A 20,128-nucleotide genomic window follows, 5' to 3' on the forward strand; every position below is an offset into this window, starting at 1 on the left:
AGACGCCAGATATCACCAGAAATCTGTTTATTCTATTTCAGACGGATCAATCTGCTGCTGTTTCAGTTTCAGATACACGATCTCACGAAACAGTGCGTACAATACCGACACAATAGGAATAAAAATAAGCATTCCCACAATCCCCATCAGGCTTCCGCCTATACTGACTGCTGCCAGTACCCAAATAGACGGCAGTCCTACAGAATTTCCCACCACATGGGGATAGATCAGATTTCCTTCAATCTGCTGTAAAATTAAAAATAAAATGACAAAGATCAATGCTTTTACAGGATTTACCATAAATATAAGAAACGCACCGATGGCGCACCCGATAAAAGCACCGAAAATAGGAATCAGAGCGGTAAATGCTATTACAATACCTATCAGCAGAGCATATGGTATTTTTAAAACAGACATAGAAACCACAAACATGGATCCGAGGATTACCGCCTCCACACATTGCCCTGTCAAAAAACTGGAAAAGGTATTATAGGTAAGAGAAAATACCTCCAGCGCTGCCTCCGCTTTTCCTCTTGGAATAAAAGCGAACATTACCTTTTTCACCTGAATATTGAGCTTTTCCTTCTGCAGAAGAATATAGCAGGCAAATACAAATGCAATAAAGAAAGTTGTCAGTCCACTGATAATACTCCTTGCCACTGTTATAGTGGAATCCAGCATATTGCCTGCACCATGGCGGAAAAAATCCACTCCTACTTCCATAATCCTGTTCCAGTCAAAATTCAGGTTGCCAATCCAGCTTCTGATCTGTTCATTTCCTTCAAAAACATTTTCCGCCCATTTTTGTACTTTTGGCACAAAATTCTGGATACTGCTGCCCAGGCTTCCAAATGTAGCTCCCAGCTGCGGAATCAATATAAACATAACTACAGACACAACTCCGATTACCAGAATCAGAACCAGGATCAGACTGAAAGGCCGGGCGGCTTTTTTAAGCCACCTGGTCTTTTCTATTCTTTCCTCCGGGAAGAGATGGCGCTGAAAAAAATTCATAGGTACATTCAGTACAAACGCAAAGGCTCCTCCCAAAATGAAGGGAAAGGTAACACCAAAGATAAAGCGAAAAAACTCAAACACTACATCATATTTCCAGAGACATACGATAAGAAGTGCCGTAAAAATGATAATTCCTCTTATTTTTTTGATGTTTTCTTTATTTAAATCCATTTTATTTCCTCAATTTCTTTAAAAACTGTATGATCGGCAGGTTAAGAAGCGCCAGTCCATATACAGTCAGAAGCTGTGTTCCGTTTAATGTGACAACCTGGAAGATATTGTGAAGTCCAGGTATCATCAGCACGCCTGTGATCAGTAAAAGCCCTAATACGAATGCACCTATCAGATATACATTATTGAAGAAACGATTCGTAAAGATCACCGGCCTGTTGGATTTACAGTTAAATCCATGTACCAGCCTGGATGTACATAAGGTTCCGAATGCCAGAGTGCTTCCAAGAAGACTGCCTCCCTGATTCAGACCGATCAAAAATGCAATTGTAGTCATGGCTCCGATACAGAGTCCCTCTGTTCCTATTCTAAGGAGATAATCCTTGGTAAGGATCGATTCGTTGATCGGTCTTGGTTTTTCCTTCATTACATCCTTTGTATGAGGTTCCAGACCCAGTGCGATAGCAGGAAGACTGTCTGTCAAAAGGTTAATAAACAAAAGATGTACGGGTTCAAACGGAACCGGCAAGCTTGCGATTGATGCGAACAAAACAGTAAGAATCGCTCCGAAGTTTCCGGAAAGAAGGAACTGAATGGAATATTTGATATTCCTGTACAGGTTACGTCCGTTTTCTACCGCCTTAACGATAGTAGCAAAATTATCATCTGTCAGCACCATCGCCGCTGCATCTTTGGAAACTTCTGTTCCCGTAATTCCCATTGCCACACCGATATCCGCCTGTTTCAGAGCCGGCGCATCGTTTACACCATCTCCTGTCATGGCAACGATGTTGCCTCTGTCCTGCCATGCGCGGACGATTCGGATCTTATGCTCCGGTGATACTCTTGCATATACCGAAATTTTCGGAACAAACTCCTGCAGCTCTTCGTCAGACATATTTTCAATGACTGCTCCCTCACAGGCTTCTGATTCATCTTTTAAGATTCCGATCCGTTTTGCAATAGCTGCTGCTGTTACCTTATGGTCTCCGGTAATCATGATCGGCTTGATTCCTGCCTCGATACATTCTTCAACTGCTGCTTTAGATTCTTCTCTCGGCGGATCCATCATGGATACCAGTCCGAGGAAGATCAGATCATTTTCATCTTCCAGAGTAATAGCCCGGTCACCTTCGATTTCCCTGTAGGCAAAAGCCAGAACTCTAAGACCTCCTCTGGAGAATTCCATATTCTGGGCCTCGATCTTCGCCTTTTCCTCCTCTGTCATAGGCAATACATCTTTGCCAATGCGGACATGGGTCATTCTTGTAAGGAGAACATCTACCGCTCCTTTTACAACCATAATATGTTTTCCGCGAAGCTCATGCGCTGTAGACATCAGTTTTCTGTCGCTGTCAAACGGAATTTCTGACTTTCTTTCATAAGTATCTCTGACCTCAAGAGCCTCTTTGCCAAGACGGCTTCCCAGGTTAATAAGTGCAGTCTCTGTAGGATCACCGATTTCCTGACCGTCTGTGTTGGTGGAATCGTTGCAGAGAATACTGAAATGAAGCAGCATATTTTGATTTTCTTCATTCAGATCAATCTGTGCTGCCGGGATTCTTTTTTCATCCACATAGTAATCTTCCACTGTCATCTTATTCTGAGTCAGTGTACCTGTCTTATCGGAACAGACAATAGACACACTTCCAAGACCTTCTACTGCCTGCAGTTTACGGATAATAGCATGTTCTCTTGCCATTTTCTGAGTACCAAAGGAGAGTACGATCGTTACAATAGAACTTAATGCCTCCGGGATCGCCGCAACGGCCAGCGCAACAGCAAAAAGGAATGCATCTCCTACCGAACCGCCCTGGAAAATATTAATGGCAAATAAGATTCCACAGAAGATCAGTATTAATATAGAAAGTTTTCTTCCAAACTCATCCAGATTTACCTGAAGCGGTGTACGTTTTTCGGATGTGTTTTTCAAAAGGCTGGCAATCTTTCCGACTTCTGTTCCCATACCAATTCCGGTTACTTCAAAAGCTCCCCGTCCGTACGTAACAAAACTTCCTGAAAATACCCGATTCGTCTGATCACCAAGAGCCGCTCCTTCCGGAACCTCATCCAGAGATTTTTCTACGGAAAGACTTTCTCCTGTCAAAGCACTTTCATCTACTTTTAAGCTGGCACACTCTGCCAGTTTTCCATCTGCAGGTACACAGTCACCCGCCTCCAAAATAACACGGTCACCGATTGTAACCTCTCTTGCGGGAATCTGAATCAACGTTCCGTCACGAATAACCTTTGCTTCCGGTGCGGACATTTGCTTTAAGCTGTCCAACGACTGCTCTGCCTTAACGGTCTGTACAGTTCCCAGGATTGCATTCATGGTAATAACTACCAGAATAACAACAGTACTTTCCACATCTCCCAGAAATCCTGATACAATAGCCGCTATGATCAGTATGATAACGAGAAAGTCCTTATACTGTTCCAGAAAAATCTGAAAGACACTTTTTTTCTTTCCTTCTACCAGCTCATTAAAACCGTATTTTTCCTGGTTTTGTCTGGCTTGTTCGCTTGTCAGCATATTTTTCTCCTCACTTTCTTTTGCAATAAAACTCTTTGATGAAAAGGAACAAAAAAAGAGACTTTATTGCATAAAATTTGTTATGCAATAAAAGTCTCACTATTTCATTACGATACGGATGATTTCTCATCGTACTGACGTTATCGCAAACATACTATAAAATGTGTATGCTAGTTACTCCCTTTTATCTACAAACAAATATAAACGATATTTCCGGAACTGTCAACCTTATTTTTTCCAGAAATTCCCCCTTTTATGCATATTCTCCTTGAGTTTCCGCAAACTGCATTAAAAAGATAGATATGTCTTCCTAAAGTACCAATCTGCTGTTTTTTGAGAAATTTAGAATGGCAGCACCGAGAATAGAGGCACTTTTATAAGCCCCGTCGGAACCGGGCTTGGGGAGATATATTCTTTTATCTATTCAAACGGTCAGCTTAAGGCAGAGTTGACGGTTCACTGGACGTTTTGTCCTGTACCAGAGCCGGATGCCCTCTTTTGCATATGACAGTATGCCGAAGATGCCTTTTGCCAACCGATAATAGCAGAAACTGACTTTCTCCTTGATTGGATTAGCTTCCTGTATGATTGAAACTTTCAGGGGGTTTGTATCAGGACTTAATTCTTCCTGCGCTAAAAATGCCATGGCTAAAGTAATATAAAAGTTAAGCGCATTAATGGCTTCCAGTTTCCTTACACGGAAGTTTTCAAACTGATAGGTCTGCTTTTTACAACGAAAATATTCCTCGATCCGCCATCTGGAAAAGTAGGTTCTGGCAATGCGGATCACATCATCCTTTGAACGGATCTCTTTGTTTGTAGCCAGCATCATGGGATGTTCCGTGATCCCATAGACCAGGACCAGATAGATATCCTTCCGGGAGGCAGTGATATGAACTTTTACGTGGGAAAGATATGCGGTATGTCTTTTTCCTTTATAGAAAACATCCGCTTTTACTTTTCCTTTCCTCCGGTTCCGCAGTTCCGTTGCCTTTGTCCATTTATTGTGATAAAGAAGTTTCCGGTTGGATTTCAGACGGATCACGTAATTCTGCTTCAGATGGTCGAGGACGAGAAATATCTTATTGTCATCATAACCGCGGTCCATAACAAAGGTGGCCTTCCCAAAAAGAGCAGCTGCCTGTTTGATCGCATCAAACGTGATGGTGTTTACAGATTTATAGTCCTTCTCAGCAGAAGAATGGATCATGGAAAAAACACTGACAGGATGCTTGCTGGCAGTCAGGGCACAGGCCTCTGTTACATGGTATCCTTTTTTATAAACACTTTTCGTCTGTGTGCTTTCAGAACCATCGCGAATGATACCAAGAGCTTCAAACTGTTTTCCATCTGGTTTTACGATATCACTTTCATCAATGAGGACCACTGGTTCAGAGGGAACGCGTCTCTTTACGGTATGGAGATAAGAAGCAGCCGCAGAAGCCGGCGTTCCTTCTGAAAGATGATTGGAAAGCCGTTTTACAGTATTGGCTTTCTGTACTGTTTCATGAAGCTGGTCGGAAATATCAGTGAGCAGGCAGCTTCTGGATGCCAGAATGCCATAAACCATATCTGCTGTGAACTTTCGGTCTGGTTTCGAAAGTCTGCGGGAGATTTTATTAGTAAAAGTCAAAATTTTTCTTTTCAAACGATAAGTAGTTGATGTAGAATTAGCCATAAGGAATCCCCTTTCTTTTTTGTTTAGTAAAGTTTTTGTTTGGTAGCTTAATTTTACATCAAAAAGGAACAGGATTCCTTATATTTTGGACATTTTTTGAAAGTTGTGGATAACAAAACGCAGCATATTTGTCTTAGGGGATAATTCTGCGGAAACTCAAGATATTCTCTGATTGACAAGGCATATACTATTCCTTAGAATAGAAAGGATGAGAGTGTAGAAAATGAGGTTAAATAAAAATGAAAAGAGAAAAGTTTTCTTCCCGGCTCGGCTTTGTCCTTATCAGCGCCGGATGTGCCATCGGACTTGGAAACGTATGGCGCTTCCCCTATATTACAGGACAGTACGGAGGAGCTGCCTTTGTCATTATTTATCTGATCTTCCTGGCAATACTGGGACTTCCTATTATGACAATGGAATTTTCTGTCGGGCGGGCTTCACAAAAATCTGCAGCCAAATCTTTTGAGGTTCTGGAACCTGCAGGAACAAAATGGCACCTTACCAAGCTGGTTCCGCTTATTGGAAACTATATGCTTATGATGTTTTACACAACTGTCGGCGGCTGGACATTGGCTTATTTTTACAAAATGGCCTCCGGTCAGATGACCGGGTTAAACACCGCACAAGTAGAAACTACTTTCAGTGAATTTCTTGCAGATCCCGTACAGCAGATAAGCTGGATGCTGGTTGTAACAATTGTAGGATTTTTAATCTGTTCACGCGGCTTGAAAGGCGGTGTGGAAAAAGTATCGAAATACATGATGGGACTTCTGTTCTTCATTCTGATCATACTGGTTATCCACAGTTTTTTCCTGGAAGGCGCAAAGGAAGGGCTTTCCTTCTATCTGATTCCTAATTTCAAAACGGCTCTTGAAAATTACTCCCTTGGAGAAATCTTATTTGCTGCATTGGGACAGTCTTTCTTTACTTTGAGTCTTGGAATCGGAGCACTGGCAATTTTCGGAAGCTATATCGATAAAGAACACTCTCTCGTTTCCGAAAGCCTGAATGTAGTAATCCTTGATACAACAGTTGCCTTCTTCTCAGGACTGGTTATTTTCCCAGCCTGCTTCACTTACAATGTGGATGCCGGAAGCGGTCCGAGCCTGATCTTTGTTACATTGCCGCAGACATTCAGCGAAATGGCCGGAGGTCGTGTATGGGGTTCCCTGTTCTTCGTATTCCTGGCTTTTGCTTCTCTTACAACAATCATTGCTGTATTTGAGAATATTATCGCATTTGCCATTGATTTTGGCTGGACACGTAAAAAAGCTGTTATTGTAAATATTATTGCAATCATTATACTTTCCCTGCCATGTGCTCTCGGATTCAATCTATGGAGCGGATTCCAGCCCTTTGGACCCGGCACAACTGTACAGGACCTGGAAGACTTTATTTTATCCAATACGCTTCTTCCGCTTGGATCTCTTTTATACCTTTTATTCTGTACTAACCGGTACGCATGGAATTGGGATAATTACTATACAGAAGTAAACAGCGGAAAGGGCCTGAAGCTTCCAAAATGGACGAAAGGCTACCTGACCTATATTCTCCCTTTGATCATCATCTTTATTTTGATCCAAGGATTTATTGAAAAATTAGGTTTTCCGGCAAATTATCTTCTTCCGCTGCTTTGTCTGATCTATCCGCTGTATCTGATTATACAGGCAAGAATGGTAAAGAAAAAAGGATAAATTGTACTGGGGACGTAGTAAAGTTAAAATTTACTACGTCCCCAGTTACATATATCCATGGGTAAAACTGCGAAATACCCCGGGTAAAAATGTAAATATCTTTAAACTTCTGTTTCATTCATATACTGAATATATTGTTTTCCCCAATCTTCTAAAGTATCTAATACAGGAAGAAACTGCTCCCCTATATCGCTCAAATAATATTCTACTTTGGGTGCACTTGAGGAATTTCATCTGGAAAATGCAACTGCTGAATTTAGAAGAAAGCTGGGTATTTCTAAAGAGTATCATTTCTAAAAAGTATTACTTCTAAAGAATCCTTTACTTTGAAAATCTCAAAAAAATAACGGAGAGCCAATTACATGGCTTTCCGTTATTTTCAATAATGAGCGTGCGGGGATTCGAACCCCGGACAACTTGATTAAAAGTCAAGTGCTCTACCACCTGAGCTACACGCCCCTATTTACCTAAAAGTTTTGAAGAAAAGAAAGTGCCCAGAGCCGGAATCGAACCAGCGACACGAGGATTTTCAGTCCTCTGCTCTACCGACTGAGCTATCTGGGCAAAATTGCGGGGGCAGGATTTGAACCTACGACCTTCGGGTTATGAGCCCGACGAGCTTCCAGACTGCTCCACCCCGCGTCAGTATTTAACAAATATTTGGATTGAAAAGCCGATGATCGGACTCGAACCGATAACCTGCTGATTACAAATCAGCTGCTCTGCCAATTGAGCCACATCGGCTTATTGCAAGTATTGCTTGCTTCTCCGCCGATTCTTATCTCTCAAGAACTTAATCGGCTAATGGATGGAGAAGGATTCGAACCTTCGAAGGCGTTGCCAACAGATTTACAGTCTGCCCCCTTTGGCCACTCGGGAATCCATCCATAATATGGGACCTATAGGGCTCGAACCTATGACCCTCTGCTTGTAAGGCAGATGCTCTCCCAGCTGAGCTAAGATCCCATATAAACGACCCAGAAGAGACTCGAACTCTCGACCTCCGCCGTGACAGGGCGGCGCTCTAACCAACTGAGCCACTGGGCCATATTGAAGTAATACATAACTGATTATTATGTACCTTCAAAACCACATACAAGAAATCTATCCATCTTCCAGCCTTTTTGAACCTTCCTTGGTTATGCCCTCGACCGATTAGTAACAGTCAGCTCCATGTGTTACCACACTTCCACCTCTGCCCTATCTACCTCGTCGTCTTCAAGGGGTCTTACTACTTATCGTAGGGATATCTCATCTTGAGGGGGGCTTCACGCTTAGATGCCTTCAGCGTTTATCCCTTCCCGGCTTGGCTACTCTGCCATGGCCTTGGTAAACCAACAGATACACCAGCGGCCAGTCCATCCCGGTCCTCTCGTACTAAGGACAGCTCCTCTCAAATATCCTACGCCCACGCCGGATAGGGACCGAACTGTCTCACGACGTTCTGAACCCAGCTCGCGTACCGCTTTAATGGGCGAACAGCCCAACCCTTGGGACCTACTTCATCCCCAGGATGCGATGAGCCGACATCGAGGTGCCAAACCACTCCGTCGATGTGAACTCTTGGGAGTGATAAGCCTGTTATCCCCAGGGTAGCTTTTATCCGTTGAGCGATGGCAATCCCACTTTATACCACCGGATCACTAAGTCCTACTTTCGTACCTGCTCCACCCGTCGGTGTCGCAGTCAAGCTCCCTTCTGCCTTTGCACTCTTCGAATGGTTTCCGACCATTCTGAGGGAACCTTTGAGCGCCTCCGATACCCTTTCGGAGGCGACCGCCCCAGTCAAACTCCCCACCTGACATTGTCCCCCAGCCGGATCACGGCTGCAGGTTAGAAACCCAGCACTGCAAGGGTGGTATCCCAACAGCGGCTCCAAAAAGACTGGCGTCTTCTCTTCCTAGCCTCCCACCTATCCTGTACATGCAATACCGAATCCCAGTATCAAGCTGGAGTAAAGCTCCATGGGGTCTTTCCGTCCTGGCGCAGGTAACCAGCATCTTCACTGGTATTTCAATTTCACCGGGTGCATTGTCGAGACAGTGCCCAAATCATTACGCCTTTCGTGCGGGTCGGAACTTACCCGACAAGGAATTTCGCTACCTTAGGACCGTTATAGTTACGGCCGCCGTTTACTGGGGCTTAAGTTCAAAGCTTCGCTTGCGCTAACCTCTCCCCTTAACCTTCCAGCACCGGGCAGGCGTCAGCCCATATACCTCACCTTTCGGTTTCGCATAGACCTGTGTTTTTGCTAAACAGTTGCTTGGGCCAATTCTCTGCGGCCTGGTCTCCCAGGCACTCCTTCTCCCGAAGTTACGGAGTCATTTTGCCGAGTTCCTTAACAATGCTTCTCCCGTCGGCCTTAGGATTCTCTCCTCATCTACCTGTGTCGGTTTACGGTACGGGTACGATATGAACAATAGCGGCTTTTCTTGGCAGCCAGCTCACACATTTCCCTACTCTTAGTTCGGTATGCATCACGTCTTCAGATTGGCAGGCGGATTTGCCTACCTGCCTCCTACCTCGCTTGCCCCGGTCTCTCCATTCCCGGTAGTGCTCTCTTTCTGCGTCCCCACAGTTCTGTCATATCGTAGTACAGGAATCTCAACCTGTTGTCCATCGGCTACGCCTCTCGGCCTCGCCTTAGGTCCCGACTTACCCAGAGCAGATCAGCTTTACTCTGGAAACCTTGGATATTCGGCCGGAAGGATTCTCACCTTCCTCTCGCTACTCATTCCGGCATTCTCTCTTCCATACAGTCCACAGCTCCTTCCGGTACTGCTTCTTCCCGTATGCAATGCTCCTCTACCAATTGATCAGATCAATTCCCGAGCTTCGGTGGTGTGTTTCAGCCCCGGACATTTTCGGCGCAGGACCTCTCGACCAGTGAGCTATTACGCACTCTTTTAATGTATGGCTGCTTCTAAGCCAACATCCTGGTTGTCTTTGAAATCCCACATCCTTTTCCACTTAACACACACTTTGGGACCTTAGCTGCAGGTCTGGGCTCTTTCCCTTTCGACTGTCCAACTTATCTCGTACAGTCTGACTCCCACACACCATCTACACGGCATTCGGAGTTTGATATTCTTCGGTAAGCTTTGACGCCCCCTAGGAAATTCAGTGCTCTACCTCCGTAAGACTTGTGTGAGGCTAGCCCTAAAGCTATTTCGAGGAGAACCAGCTATCTCCGGGTTCGATTGGAATTTCTCCCCTATCCACACCTCATCCCCACCCTTTTCAACGGATGTGGGTTCGGTCCTCCATTGCCTTTTACGGCAACTTCAACCTGGACATGGATAGATCACCCGGTTTCGGGTCTACTCCGACTGACTCATCGCCCTATTAAGACTTGGTTTCCCTTCGGCTCCATCCCTTAAGGACTTAACCTCGCCAGCCAGCGTAACTCGCCGGACCGTTCTACAAAAAGTACGCGGTCGGACCTATATAGTCCTTCCACAGCTTGTAAACACAGGGTTTCAGGTTCTCTTTCACTCCCCTCCCGGGGTCCTTTTCACCTTTCCTTCACAGTACTATGCGCTATCGGTCACTAAGGAGTATTTAGCCTTACGGGGTGGTCCCCGCTCCTTCCTACAAGGTTCCACGTGTCTCGTAGTACTCTGGATCCCGCCTTGTCAACTTATCTTTCGCTTACGGGGCTTTCACCCTCTCTGGCTGGCTTTCCCAAAACCATTCTGCTAGACTTGTTGAATCAATTGTGCGGTCCGAACCCCAGCATGCACGCACGCTGGTTTGGGCTCTTTCCATTTCGCTCGCCGCTACTTTGGAAATCGATGTTTCTTTCTCTTCCTCCGGCTACTTAGATGTTTCAGTTCACCGGGTTCCCCACGCATGGCTATGGATTCACCATACGCTGACGGAGCTTTTCTCCGCCGGGTTTCCCCATTCAGATATCTCCGGATCATTGGATATTTGCTCCTCCCCGAAGCTTTTCGCAGCTTATCACGTCTTTCATCGGCTCTTAGTGCCAAGGCATCCACCCTGTGCTCTTTTCTGCATAACCAACGTGGATGAAAGGGACGGGTTCCCTTCCCTCCTCACATGTATAGCGTTACATGTGTTGGTTCTTTCGGCCAATTTTTTTACTTTGTTTTCTTCAAAGTGTTGTAATCATCACAACAGTTTCCTGTTCATAACAATTACCTCGGATGTCTTGTTAAGATATTTCATCTTATCTATTTCTTATATGCGGTTTTCAAGGTACATATCGTGCCTCATTCCTGAAGCACAGTGGAGAATACGAGATTCGAACTCGTGACCTCCTGCTTGCAAGGCAGGCGCTCTCCCAACTGAGCTAATCCCCCGTATGGGCTTAAGTGGGTTTTACCTCTTTTATCTGAAGGCTTTCGCCAATGGGCTTAAGTGGACTCGAACCACCGACCTCACGCTTATCAGGCGTGCGCTCTAACCGGCTGAGCTATAAGCCCATCTTTTCCAAAGGGCTTCCGCCACTTCTTTTCTTTTTTAATCTGGCGGCCACCTACTCTCCCACACCGTCTCCAGTGCAGTACCATCGGCCGCCCGGGTCTTAACCATCGTGTTCGGGATGGGTACGGGTGTTTCCCCCAGGCGCATCGCCACCAGAATCAAGTCATCAGCTTTTGACAGCTTGATCACTCAACAATAGACAACAACTCCCTACTTCTTTTCCCTAGAAAGGAGGTGATCCAGCCGCACCTTCCGATACGGCTACCTTGTTACGACTTCACCCCAGTTACTGGTCCCGCCTTCGGCAGCTCCCTCCTAAAAGGTTGGGTCACTGACTTCGGGCGTTACCAACTCCCATGGTGTGACGGGCGGTGTGTACAAGACCCGGGAACGTATTCACCGCGACATTCTGATTCGCGATTACTAGCGATTCCAGCTTCATGTAGTCGAGTTGCAGACTACAATCCGAACTGAGACGTTATTTTTGAGATTTGCTCCGCTTCACAGCCTCGCCTCTCTTTGTTTACGCCATTGTAGCACGTGTGTAGCCCTGGCCATAAGGGGCATGATGATTTGACGTCATCCCCACCTTCCTCCAGGTTGTCCCTGGCAGTCCCTCCAGAGTCCCCAACTTTACTTGCTGGCTACTGAAGGTAAGGGTTGCGCTCGTTGCGGGACTTAACCCAACATCTCACGACACGAGCTGACGACAACCATGCACCACCTGTCTCGATTGCCCCGAAGGGAAGGTGACATTACTCACCGGTCACTCGGATGTCAAGGCCAGGTAAGGTTCTTCGCGTTGCTTCGAATTAAACCACATGCTCCACCGCTTGTGCGGGTCCCCGTCAATTCCTTTGAGTTTCATTCTTGCGAACGTACTCCCCAGGTGGACTACTTATTGCGTTAGCTGCGGCACCGATAAGCTTTGCTTACCGACACCTAGTAGTCATCGTTTACGGCGTGGACTACCAGGGTATCTAATCCTGTTTGCTCCCCACGCTTTCGAGCCTCAACGTCAGTTACCGTCCAGCAAGCCGCCTTCGCCACTGGTGTTCCTCCTAATATCTACGCATTTCACCGCTACACTAGGAATTCCACTTGCCTCTCCGGTACTCCAGCTCCACAGTTTCCAAAGCAATCCCGGGGTTGAGCCCCGGGTTTTCACTCCAGACTTGCAATGCCGTCTACGCTCCCTTTACACCCAGTAAATCCGGATAACGCTTGCCCCCTACGTATTACCGCGGCTGCTGGCACGTAGTTAGCCGGGGCTTCTTAGTCAGGTACCGTCATTTTCTTCCCTGCTGATAGAAGTTTACATACCGAAATACTTCATCCTTCACGCGGCGTCGCTGCATCAGGGTTTCCCCCATTGTGCAATATTCCCCACTGCTGCCTCCCGTAGGAGTTTGGGCCGTGTCTCAGTCCCAATGTGGCCGGTCACCCTCTCAGGTCGGCTACTGATCGTCGGCTTGGTGCGCCGTTACCGCACCAACTACCTAATCAGACGCGGGCCCATCTCACACCACCGGAGTTTTTACCTCAAAACCATGCGGTTTCGTGGTCTTATGCGGTATTAGCAGTCATTTCTAACTGTTATCCCCCTGTGTGAGGCAGGTTGCCCACGCGTTACTCACCCGTCCGCCGCTCAGTCACAAACCTCGTCATTCCGAAGAAATCCAAAGTAGGTGCTTCGCTCGACTTGCATGTGTTAAGCACGCCGCCAGCGTTCATCCTGAGCCAGGATCAAACTCTCGTTAAAAAGTTCTCTCTCGGTCAGGAAAACTACTAGCTTTCCTATCCCGTTATTTACTGTTGGCACCAGGCTTCTATCTCTCGATTTCTGCCTGATTTCCGTTCTGAATATTTCTCTTAGAAATTTTCAGGGTCGTTGTCTATTGTTCAGTTATCAAGGTGCTTTCTGCTGTTTGCTGCCTCAACGAGTCAGCTCAAATATAATAGCATTTTTACTTTGTAGTGTCAATAGCTTTTTTTAACTTTTTTTCAAGTTTTTTCGACACCCAACAATTAGTATATTTATAATAGAAGAAACACTATATATTATACTATTGCTATTATGCAATTTGGCAAACAAAAAACCACTGATCTTTTATCAGTAGTTTTGCCAACGGAGAAAGAGGGATTTGAACCCTCGCGCCGGTTGCCCGACCTACACCCTTAGCAGGGGCGCCTCTTCAGCCTCTTGAGTATTTCTCCAGCAGAGGTTATTATACTAGACCTCCTCTTAAATGTCAATGTATTTTTTTATTTTCAAAAGAACTTTTTCTCCAGTAATAAAAGATAAATGCCAACGATGTCAATATCCACGTTACAGGATAACTGAACAAAATGCTTCCTATTGTCGGAGACAGTTCCAACGCTCCCACAAGCCATATGATCCTCATTGCACAGATTCCCACCAATGTAATAATTGCAGGACCTATAACATCCCCCACTCCCCGCAGGGCCTCAGGCAGTACCTCAATAAATACATAAAGAGTATACCACGGAACAATCCTCATCAGCATATCGCATCCTATTTCTATCACTCTTTCGTCCGATGTGAATAAACGAAACAGAGCACTTTTTCCTATAACAAGGAACAAACTTATCACTATAGCGCACAAGGTATACATTCCAATACAGATCTTCGTACTTTTTTTCACACGATCCATGCGGCCTGCGCCGTAATTTTGTCCGACAAATGATGTAATAGCAATACCGAAAGAAGTGCTGACAATCCAGAAAATCATATCCATTTTACCAAGAGCTGACCATGCCGCCACTGTATCTGTTCCAAATGTATTCAGTGCGGATAGAATTGCAATATTTGTAATGGCAAACAAAGTTGATTCAAATGCTGTCGGCAACCCCAGCCACAGTTGGGATTTCATAATATCTTTTGAAACTTTAAGTTTTCTTATAGATAAATGAAGAGATCCCTTTTCCCGGATCATATTCGCTAATACCAGGACAGCACTGAATACTTGAGACAGAAAGGTCGCTAATGCCGCTCCGGCCACCCCCATTTTCAACCCGACAACAAATAAAATATCCAGAATAATATTTAAAAAACAGCAGGCAATCAGATAGTAAAGAGGTGTCTTCGAATCTCCCGCCGCCCTCAAAATACTGGATCCCATATTATAAATGAAAGCAAAAGTAAGTCCTGCAAAATAGATTCTCAGATATACAGTAGCCTCCGGGATTGTTTCAGAAGGCGTATTCATTCCAGCCAGCATCTGCGGAGCAAAAATTATCCCTACAATCGTAAAGAAAATCCCTCCTGCCAGAGCAAGCACGAAAGCATTATGTAGGCCTTTTCCGATTCTTACCTGGTCTCTGGCTCCGAAGAAATGGGCTATAATTACTGACGCGCCCGAACAGAGACCTGTAAAGAATCCTACAATCAGGCTGACGATCTGTGCTGCAGATCCTCCAACTGCCGCCAGAGCAGTTTTCCCTACAAACTGTCCCACGATCACTGTATCTACTGTATTATAGAGCTGCTGAAAAAAACTCCCCAGCATGATCGGAAAAAAGAAAAACAAAAGCTGTTTCCAGATCACCCCTTCTGTAATACGCCGGGAATCCTCTATTTCACCAGACATACAAAATCCCTCCATATTCTATTACTTTATCCTTTCTGAATTATAGAATGTGGGGAGAAAGATTACAATTCCTTTATATATAGAAATATCAAATATTTTATCACGATAAAACAAAAAAAATTTATGATTCGTTTTCACGGATCACTTTTTCTATTCTGCTCTTTACTTCCGCTGCGATCTCTGTGGTTTTCATATCCTTGTATTCTTCATAATACATGGGTTTGAGAAAATGCACCTGTACTGTAACAGGAGCAATCGTATTTGTATCAAATGGTTTATAAGCATTTAAAAGTGCTACCGGAACAATAGGACACTTTGCTTTTGTAGCTGATTTAAAACTTCCTCCTTTAAAATCCCGAAGCTGATTGCCGTTTTTCGACCGTGTCCCTTCTGCAAAGATCAGGTAATTTCTTCCTTTTTTTACTTCATTTGTCACATCGATAATTACCTGCATAGCCTGTCTCACATCTTCTCTGTCAAGCATATATGCCTTCATGCAGGCAAAGACCTGCTTTAAAAACGGTATATTTGCAATCTCTTTTTTTGCTACTACAGAAAAAGGGCAGGGAGTTGCTTCTATTATTGCCAGAACATCATATAATCCCTGATGGTTCGGAAAAAACATAAATCCATTTTTCTTTGGTATATTTTCACTTCCGTGAACATCTATCGTCACATTTCCGCCACGATTAGCCCGAAGTGTAATATATTTCAGTAAAGCATACTGTTCCTCATCAGAATACTTTTCCGTATGGCTGGCATGATAACAAAGTCTGCACCAGGCAAACGGAACAAGCAAAAAGTTTCTGAAAACCATAAGTAATATTCTTTTCATCTCGTTTTTCTTCCCTTTTTAATTATACTTATTTTCTATACTCTTTCATTGCACTTTCATACAGATTGTTTCCATGACAGTCTGCCACAACGATCACCGGGAAATCTTCCACTTCCAATTTTCGCACCGCTTCTGTCCCCAAATCTTCATATGCAATCACTTCAGAGCTTTTGATACATTTTGACAGAAGAGCTCCGGCGCCTCCTACTGCTGCAAAATATACACTTTTATTTCTCACAATCGCATCCAGAACTTCCTGACTTCTTTTTCCTTTTCCTATCATGGCTCCAAGTCCCAGATCAAGCAGGCGAGGAGTATATTTATCCATACGGCTTGCCGTTGTAGGGCCTGCCGATCCGATAGGACGCCCCTCTCTGGCAGGAGAAGGACCCATATAGTAAATCATTGCGTTTTCAATTGGAAAAGGAAGCTTCTCTCCTCTTTTCAGCGCTTCGTCCATTCTCTTATGAGCTGCATCCCGGGCAGTATAAATGGTTCCGGTAATATAAACATAATCTCCGGATGTTAATTGTTCTGCCACTTCTTTTAATATAGGTGCTTTTATATGTTTATCCATAACGGATACTTCCTTTCTTCTCATATTCCTAGGTTATCTATTCTAAAATTCTATGTTTTAAAGTTCTCTGTTTTAAATCTCTCTGACTACGTGTCTGTTTACATGACAGCAGATATTGACTGCAACCGGAAGGCCTGCTATATGAGTAGGATAAGTATTTACATTGACTGCAAGGGCTGTTGTCGTTCCTCCAAGCCCTCCCGGTCCGATGCCAAGGCTGTTTACTTTTTTAAGCATTTCTTCTTCCAGTTCTCTTACCCAGCAAATATCCGAATGAACTCCGACTTCTCTCGTCAAAGCCTCCTTTGCCATCAGTGCGCATTTCTCAAAAGTACCTCCGATTCCCACGCCTACAACCATAGGAGGACAGGCGTTTGGACCTGCATCCTTCACTGCTGTTAAAATGGAATTTTTCACACCTTCCAGTCCATCGGCCGGTTTCAGCATGAACACGCGGCTCATATTCTCACTGCCGAATCCTTTGGGTGCCACTTTTATTTTTATTTTGTCTCCAGCCACAATTTTGGTGTGTATGACTGCCGGTGTATTATCTTTTGTATTCTCACGAATGATAGGATCTCCTACTACTGACTTTCTTAAGAATCCCTGTACATATCCCTGACGGACTCCTTCATTTACAGCTTCTTCAAGAAGTCCTCCCTCCAGATGGACATCCTGCCCTATTTCCAGGAAAATTACTGCCATACCTGTATCCTGACATATAGGAATGGTATCTTTTGCTGCAATTTCTAAATTTTCCTGGAGCTGATGCAAAATTTTTTTTCCAAGAGGAGCAGCTTCTTCCTCCTCTGCTCTTTTCATTGCAATATCCATATCCTTTGATAAATAATGATTTGCTTCGATGCACATCTCCTTGATCTGCTCTGTAATTTCATTCACATTAATTGTTCGCATAGTCTGTCCCCTTTTTAGTAAATTTCCCTGTATTATCCTTATATCTGCTGACTTATCCACATTTTATCTCTATAAGTATAATTGGTTTGGGAACATATTTCAATGTCGCTATTGACTTTTATCCTTTTCTATGCTTTAATACATATATAGTTAATTACTCAACTAATTAACCACTTAGCTAAATAACATGGACATAAAGTATGAAGAGAACTTTTGGGAAAGGAGGAAACTATGGAATGAAATTTAATCTTGACCAGGAAAAACCTATTTTTTTGCAAATTGCCGAAGGGATCGAAGATGGTATCCTGACCGGGGCTTTTCCAGAGGGGAGCCAGATTCCATCTATTACGGAATTTTCAGTAAATTATAAAATTAATCCTGCCACAGCTTTAAAGGGAATTAATCTTCTTGTAGATGAAAATATTATTTTTAAGAAAAGGGGTGTTGGAATGTTTGTTTCCGATGGTGCCGTTCAGAAGCTAAGACAAAAAAGACAAGATCAGTTTTATACAAATTATATCAGCAGCCTGATCGAAGAAGCCAAAAGGCTGGGAATTACCAGTGACGATATTATTGCAATGATTGAAAGGGGATTTTCACAATGAAAGGAATCGAGGTAAAGAATATATCCAGATCTTTTAAGGATACCAGGGCTTTGCACCAGATAAATCTCACATTTGAGGAGGGTAAAATATACGGCCTTCTTGGTCGCAACGGAGCCGGAAAATCTACGCTTCTTAATATTATCAGTAACCGCAAATATCCCGATGAAGGGTATGTAACTGTGGATGGTGTCCCATCTGTTGAAAACGATGACGCCTTAAGAAAAATTTTTCTGATCAATGAGAAAAATCTGTATCCTGAAAGTATGAAAGTAAAAGACGCCTTCAAAATATCAAAAGATTTTTATCCTTCTTTTGATGAAGCATATGCTTTGAAACTTTCTGAAATGTTTGAATTAAATATAAAGAAGAAAATAAAAAGCCTATCTACAGGATATCAATCTATTTTTAGAAATATTCTGGCTTTATCCGTAAATGTTCCTTATGTTTTCTTTGATGAACCTGTTCTCGGGCTGGATGCATACCATAGGGATTTATTTTATAAAATTTTGATTGAAAAATATAGTGAAGAGCCATTTACAGCAGTAATTTCTACTCATCTTATTGAAGAAGTAGCAAATGTCATAGAAGAAGTAATTATTATAAAAAAAGGAGAAATTCTTAAAAACGAATCCCGCGATAACCTTTTAGCCAACAGTTACACTGTCTCTGGAACTATTTCACAAGTAGATAGTTATTTATCTTCTCTTCCTAAATATACAGAGGTTCTGGGAGCAGATGTCATTGGCGGTCTGAAATCGGCATATATCCTTGGAAAGTCTGATAAGCACCTTCCTGAAGGACTGGAAAAGTCTCCTATGGATCTGCAGAAACTCTTTATCCATCTTACAAGTATATAAATTGGCTGTTATCGAAAGGAGTGTTTTTATATGAAAAAAATTTTAAAATATCAATGCCTTGATCTTTCCAAAGCATTAATTATTTACTATATCGTAATTGCTCTTATTCTCGCTATCGCTGTTGTGGGAATGAACATTGCCGGAGACAAAAATACAGGTGGAATTGGCTTTTCCTCAGAGTTTTTCTGTCTCATTGTAGGTCTTTGTCTGTTCCGTGAATATTTTTGTCTGTTCATGCAAAACGGAGTATCAAGAAAAAAGATTTTCCTGGGAGGATTACTTACTATTTCTATCCTTAGCCTGATCATGTCCATTATGGATACTTTGTTTCTATATATCATAGATATTATTTCGGTAAATAATGTACGTTATATAACTCTTTCTTCCAGTTTGTATTTTAATTTTATGTATGAAGCAAATCCGATAATAAAAACTTTCGTGGATCTTATTATTACCTTTCTTATCATGCTTATATTCTTCTCCGCTGGATATTTGATCGCCATTTTATTTTACCGATCTGCCAAGCCTGGAAAAGTATTGATCGCTGTAGGTCTGCCTCTGCTTGTTGTTGGCGGAATCCCCGTTATTACGGTATGCTTTCCCGATATTTTTGCGGCGCTTTTCTCCTTCTGCCTTATGGCTTTAGGTATTTCCAGCGGCAATCCGTTTATTGGAATGCTGACATTAGCTATTTGCATTTTTGTTATCAATACTTTCAGCTATCTGGTAATGCGGCGGGCAGAAATCTGATTCTCTTAATAAAGTAAACCATCCTCTAAATGCAAAACAGGCGGCCAGGCCGCCTGCTTTTTTTTATTCTTCCTTCCATTCTTCGCAAACTGTAAAAACTGCTTTTTTTACCTCTTCAATCTGCTCTTCCGTAATATGATCCGTGTGGAATCCGCCTGTGCATACTGTTACTGCATTTTCCCTGGCAGCAAAATTTTCTGCAAGATATCTGCAGAGAAATTCATCCTTATGACCGGTTACATTAATAACAGAAGCTGTACTGCTTATGCTTCCATCCTCCTTCAAAGAAGGACGGGGAATTGCCAAAACAGTACATCCTATGTGAGGTCTGTTTCCTCCCTCGAGAATAATATGATAATCATTTCCTATCTTTGTAAACTTTATTATTAATTTTGAAAAAGAAAGTTCTTTTTCGATTCTTTTTTCCTTCATT

General features: G+C 43.4%; 13 protein-coding genes, 10 tRNA genes and 3 rRNA genes. 4 read left to right on the forward strand and 22 right to left on the reverse strand.

Translation table 11 applies throughout. The annotated features are described in order from the left end of the window. Positions 1-27: 27 nt before the first annotated feature. The 3 genes from R2J37_RS00380 to R2J37_RS00390 form a co-directional block, all read right to left on the reverse strand. On the reverse strand, positions 28-1,188 hold the full coding sequence (locus R2J37_RS00380; protein WP_230107482.1) for an AI-2E family transporter: 1,161 nt from the start codon (positions 1,186-1,188) through the stop codon (positions 28-30). Between the two features lies 1 nt (position 1,189). Beyond that, positions 1,190-3,724, reverse strand: coding sequence for a cation-translocating P-type ATPase (locus R2J37_RS00385; protein ID WP_316265954.1), 2,535 nt, complete (start codon positions 3,722-3,724; stop codon positions 1,190-1,192). 424 nt (positions 3,725-4,148) lie between these two features. Continuing rightward, entirely contained in the window at positions 4,149-5,402 is a 1,254-nt protein-coding gene (locus tag R2J37_RS00390) for a transposase (protein ID WP_316264445.1), read from the reverse strand. Between the two features lie 239 nt (positions 5,403-5,641). Here R2J37_RS00390 and R2J37_RS00395 point away from each other — a divergent pair, with 239 nt between their 5' ends. After that, a complete protein-coding gene (locus R2J37_RS00395; protein ID WP_316265956.1) occupies positions 5,642-7,096 on the forward strand; it encodes a sodium-dependent transporter in 1,455 nt (484 codons plus the stop codon). Positions 7,097-7,197: 101 nt separating this feature from the next. Here the strand turns inward: R2J37_RS00395 and R2J37_RS15250 are convergent, their stop codons facing one another. The 18 genes from R2J37_RS15250 to R2J37_RS00480 all read right to left on the reverse strand — a co-directional run bounded on the left by R2J37_RS15250 (position 7,198) and on the right by R2J37_RS00480 (position 17,483). Continuing rightward, a complete protein-coding gene (locus R2J37_RS15250; RefSeq protein WP_416387392.1) occupies positions 7,198-7,293 on the reverse strand; it encodes a hypothetical protein in 96 nt (31 codons plus the stop codon). 189 nt (positions 7,294-7,482) lie between these two features. Continuing rightward, positions 7,483-7,555, reverse strand: a tRNA-Lys gene (locus tag R2J37_RS00400). Between the two features lie 32 nt (positions 7,556-7,587). Further along, positions 7,588-7,660 (reverse strand) — tRNA-Phe (locus tag R2J37_RS00405). 4 nt (positions 7,661-7,664) lie between these two features. Beyond that, positions 7,665-7,738: transfer RNA gene (locus R2J37_RS00410), tRNA-Met, on the reverse strand. A gap of 29 nt (positions 7,739-7,767) precedes the next feature. After that, positions 7,768-7,840 (reverse strand) — tRNA-Thr (locus tag R2J37_RS00415). 61 nt (positions 7,841-7,901) lie between these two features. Next, positions 7,902-7,983 (reverse strand) — tRNA-Tyr (locus R2J37_RS00420). A gap of 6 nt (positions 7,984-7,989) precedes the next feature. Continuing rightward, a tRNA-Val gene (locus tag R2J37_RS00425) sits at positions 7,990-8,062 on the reverse strand. A gap of 7 nt (positions 8,063-8,069) precedes the next feature. Then, a tRNA-Asp gene (locus tag R2J37_RS00430) sits at positions 8,070-8,143 on the reverse strand. Between the two features lie 88 nt (positions 8,144-8,231). Next, a 23S ribosomal RNA gene (locus R2J37_RS00435) occupies positions 8,232-11,120 on the reverse strand. Between the two features lie 228 nt (positions 11,121-11,348). Further along, positions 11,349-11,421 (reverse strand) — tRNA-Ala (locus R2J37_RS00440). Positions 11,422-11,470: 49 nt separating this feature from the next. After that, a tRNA-Ile gene (locus R2J37_RS00445) sits at positions 11,471-11,544 on the reverse strand. Between the two features lie 40 nt (positions 11,545-11,584). After that, positions 11,585-11,702: ribosomal RNA gene (gene rrf, locus R2J37_RS00450) — 5S ribosomal RNA — on the reverse strand. 70 nt (positions 11,703-11,772) lie between these two features. Beyond that, positions 11,773-13,307, reverse strand: a 16S ribosomal RNA gene (locus R2J37_RS00455). The 16S, 23S and 5S rRNA genes sit together here with 10 tRNA genes alongside, the layout of an rRNA operon. Before the next feature lie 367 nt (positions 13,308-13,674). After that, positions 13,675-13,762, reverse strand: a tRNA-Ser gene (locus R2J37_RS00460). Positions 13,763-13,797: 35 nt separating this feature from the next. After that, the gene (locus R2J37_RS00465) at positions 13,798-15,156 is read right to left on the reverse strand and encodes an MATE family efflux transporter (RefSeq protein WP_316265958.1); all 1,359 of its coding nucleotides are present in this window, start codon (positions 15,154-15,156) and stop codon (positions 13,798-13,800) included. Between the two features lie 121 nt (positions 15,157-15,277). Next, a complete protein-coding gene (locus R2J37_RS00470; protein ID WP_230107477.1) occupies positions 15,278-15,991 on the reverse strand; it encodes a lysophospholipid acyltransferase family protein in 714 nt (237 codons plus the stop codon). Between the two features lie 28 nt (positions 15,992-16,019). Further along, complete coding sequence (locus tag R2J37_RS00475; RefSeq protein ID WP_256195464.1) at positions 16,020-16,568, reverse strand: Fe-S-containing hydro-lyase; 549 nt, start codon at positions 16,566-16,568, stop codon at positions 16,020-16,022. Positions 16,569-16,640: 72 nt separating this feature from the next. After that, positions 16,641-17,483, reverse strand: a complete 843-nt coding sequence (locus R2J37_RS00480; protein WP_230107475.1) for a fumarate hydratase — start codon at positions 17,481-17,483, stop codon at positions 16,641-16,643. Between the two features lie 236 nt (positions 17,484-17,719). Here R2J37_RS00480 and R2J37_RS00485 point away from each other — a divergent pair, with 236 nt between their 5' ends. The 3 genes from R2J37_RS00485 to R2J37_RS00495 are packed head-to-tail and all read left to right on the forward strand — an operon-like array spanning position 17,720 to position 19,695. Continuing rightward, positions 17,720-18,088: a GntR family transcriptional regulator gene (locus R2J37_RS00485; protein ID WP_230107474.1), complete on the forward strand. Its 369-nt coding sequence runs from the start codon at positions 17,720-17,722 to the stop codon at positions 18,086-18,088. Next, the gene (locus tag R2J37_RS00490; protein WP_230107473.1) at positions 18,085-18,945 is read left to right on the forward strand and encodes an ATP-binding cassette domain-containing protein; all 861 of its coding nucleotides are present in this window, start codon (positions 18,085-18,087) and stop codon (positions 18,943-18,945) included. Before R2J37_RS00485 ends, R2J37_RS00490 begins: the two co-directional genes overlap by 4 nt. 30 nt (positions 18,946-18,975) lie before the next feature. After that, a complete protein-coding gene (locus R2J37_RS00495; protein ID WP_316265962.1) occupies positions 18,976-19,695 on the forward strand; it encodes a hypothetical protein in 720 nt (239 codons plus the stop codon). A 63-nt stretch (positions 19,696-19,758) separates the two neighbouring features. Here R2J37_RS00495 and lpdD read toward each other — a convergent pair whose 3' ends face one another. Continuing rightward, entirely contained in the window at positions 19,759-20,127 is a 369-nt protein-coding gene (lpdD, locus tag R2J37_RS00500) for a prenylated flavin chaperone LpdD (protein WP_316265964.1), read from the reverse strand. Position 20,128: the final 1 nt, after the last annotated feature.

The sequence above is a fragment of the Claveliimonas bilis genome, from assembly GCF_030296775.1.
In the GTDB taxonomy this organism is placed as follows: domain Bacteria; phylum Bacillota; class Clostridia; order Lachnospirales; family Lachnospiraceae; genus Claveliimonas; species Claveliimonas bilis.

What these genes read in the sequence shown, in the direction of transcription:
- R2J37_RS00465 (WP_316265958.1), bottom strand. Translation starts at nt 15,156, where the DNA reads ATGTCTGGTGAAATAGAGGATTCCCGGCGTATTACAGAAGGGGTGATC.
- lpdD (WP_316265964.1), bottom strand. Translation starts at nt 20,127, where the DNA reads ATGAAGGAAAAAAGAATCGAAAAAGAACTTTCTTTTTCAAAATTAATA.
- R2J37_RS00485 (WP_230107474.1), top strand. Translation starts at nt 17,720, where the DNA reads ATGAAATTTAATCTTGACCAGGAAAAACCTATTTTTTTGCAAATTGCC.
- R2J37_RS00470 (WP_230107477.1), bottom strand. Translation starts at nt 15,991, where the DNA reads ATGAAAAGAATATTACTTATGGTTTTCAGAAACTTTTTGCTTGTTCCG.
- R2J37_RS00385 (WP_316265954.1), bottom strand. Translation starts at nt 3,724, where the DNA reads ATGCTGACAAGCGAACAAGCCAGACAAAACCAGGAAAAATACGGTTTT.
- R2J37_RS00395 (WP_316265956.1), top strand. Translation starts at nt 5,642, where the DNA reads ATGAAAAGAGAAAAGTTTTCTTCCCGGCTCGGCTTTGTCCTTATCAGC.
- R2J37_RS00480 (WP_230107475.1), bottom strand. Translation starts at nt 17,483, where the DNA reads ATGCGAACAATTAATGTGAATGAAATTACAGAGCAGATCAAGGAGATG.
- R2J37_RS00495 (WP_316265962.1), top strand. Translation starts at nt 18,976, where the DNA reads ATGAAAAAAATTTTAAAATATCAATGCCTTGATCTTTCCAAAGCATTA.
- R2J37_RS00390 (WP_316264445.1), bottom strand. Translation starts at nt 5,402, where the DNA reads ATGGCTAATTCTACATCAACTACTTATCGTTTGAAAAGAAAAATTTTG.
- R2J37_RS00380 (WP_230107482.1), bottom strand. Translation starts at nt 1,188, where the DNA reads ATGGATTTAAATAAAGAAAACATCAAAAAAATAAGAGGAATTATCATT.
- R2J37_RS00475 (WP_256195464.1), bottom strand. Translation starts at nt 16,568, where the DNA reads ATGGATAAACATATAAAAGCACCTATATTAAAAGAAGTGGCAGAACAA.
- R2J37_RS00490 (WP_230107473.1), top strand. Translation starts at nt 18,085, where the DNA reads ATGAAAGGAATCGAGGTAAAGAATATATCCAGATCTTTTAAGGATACC.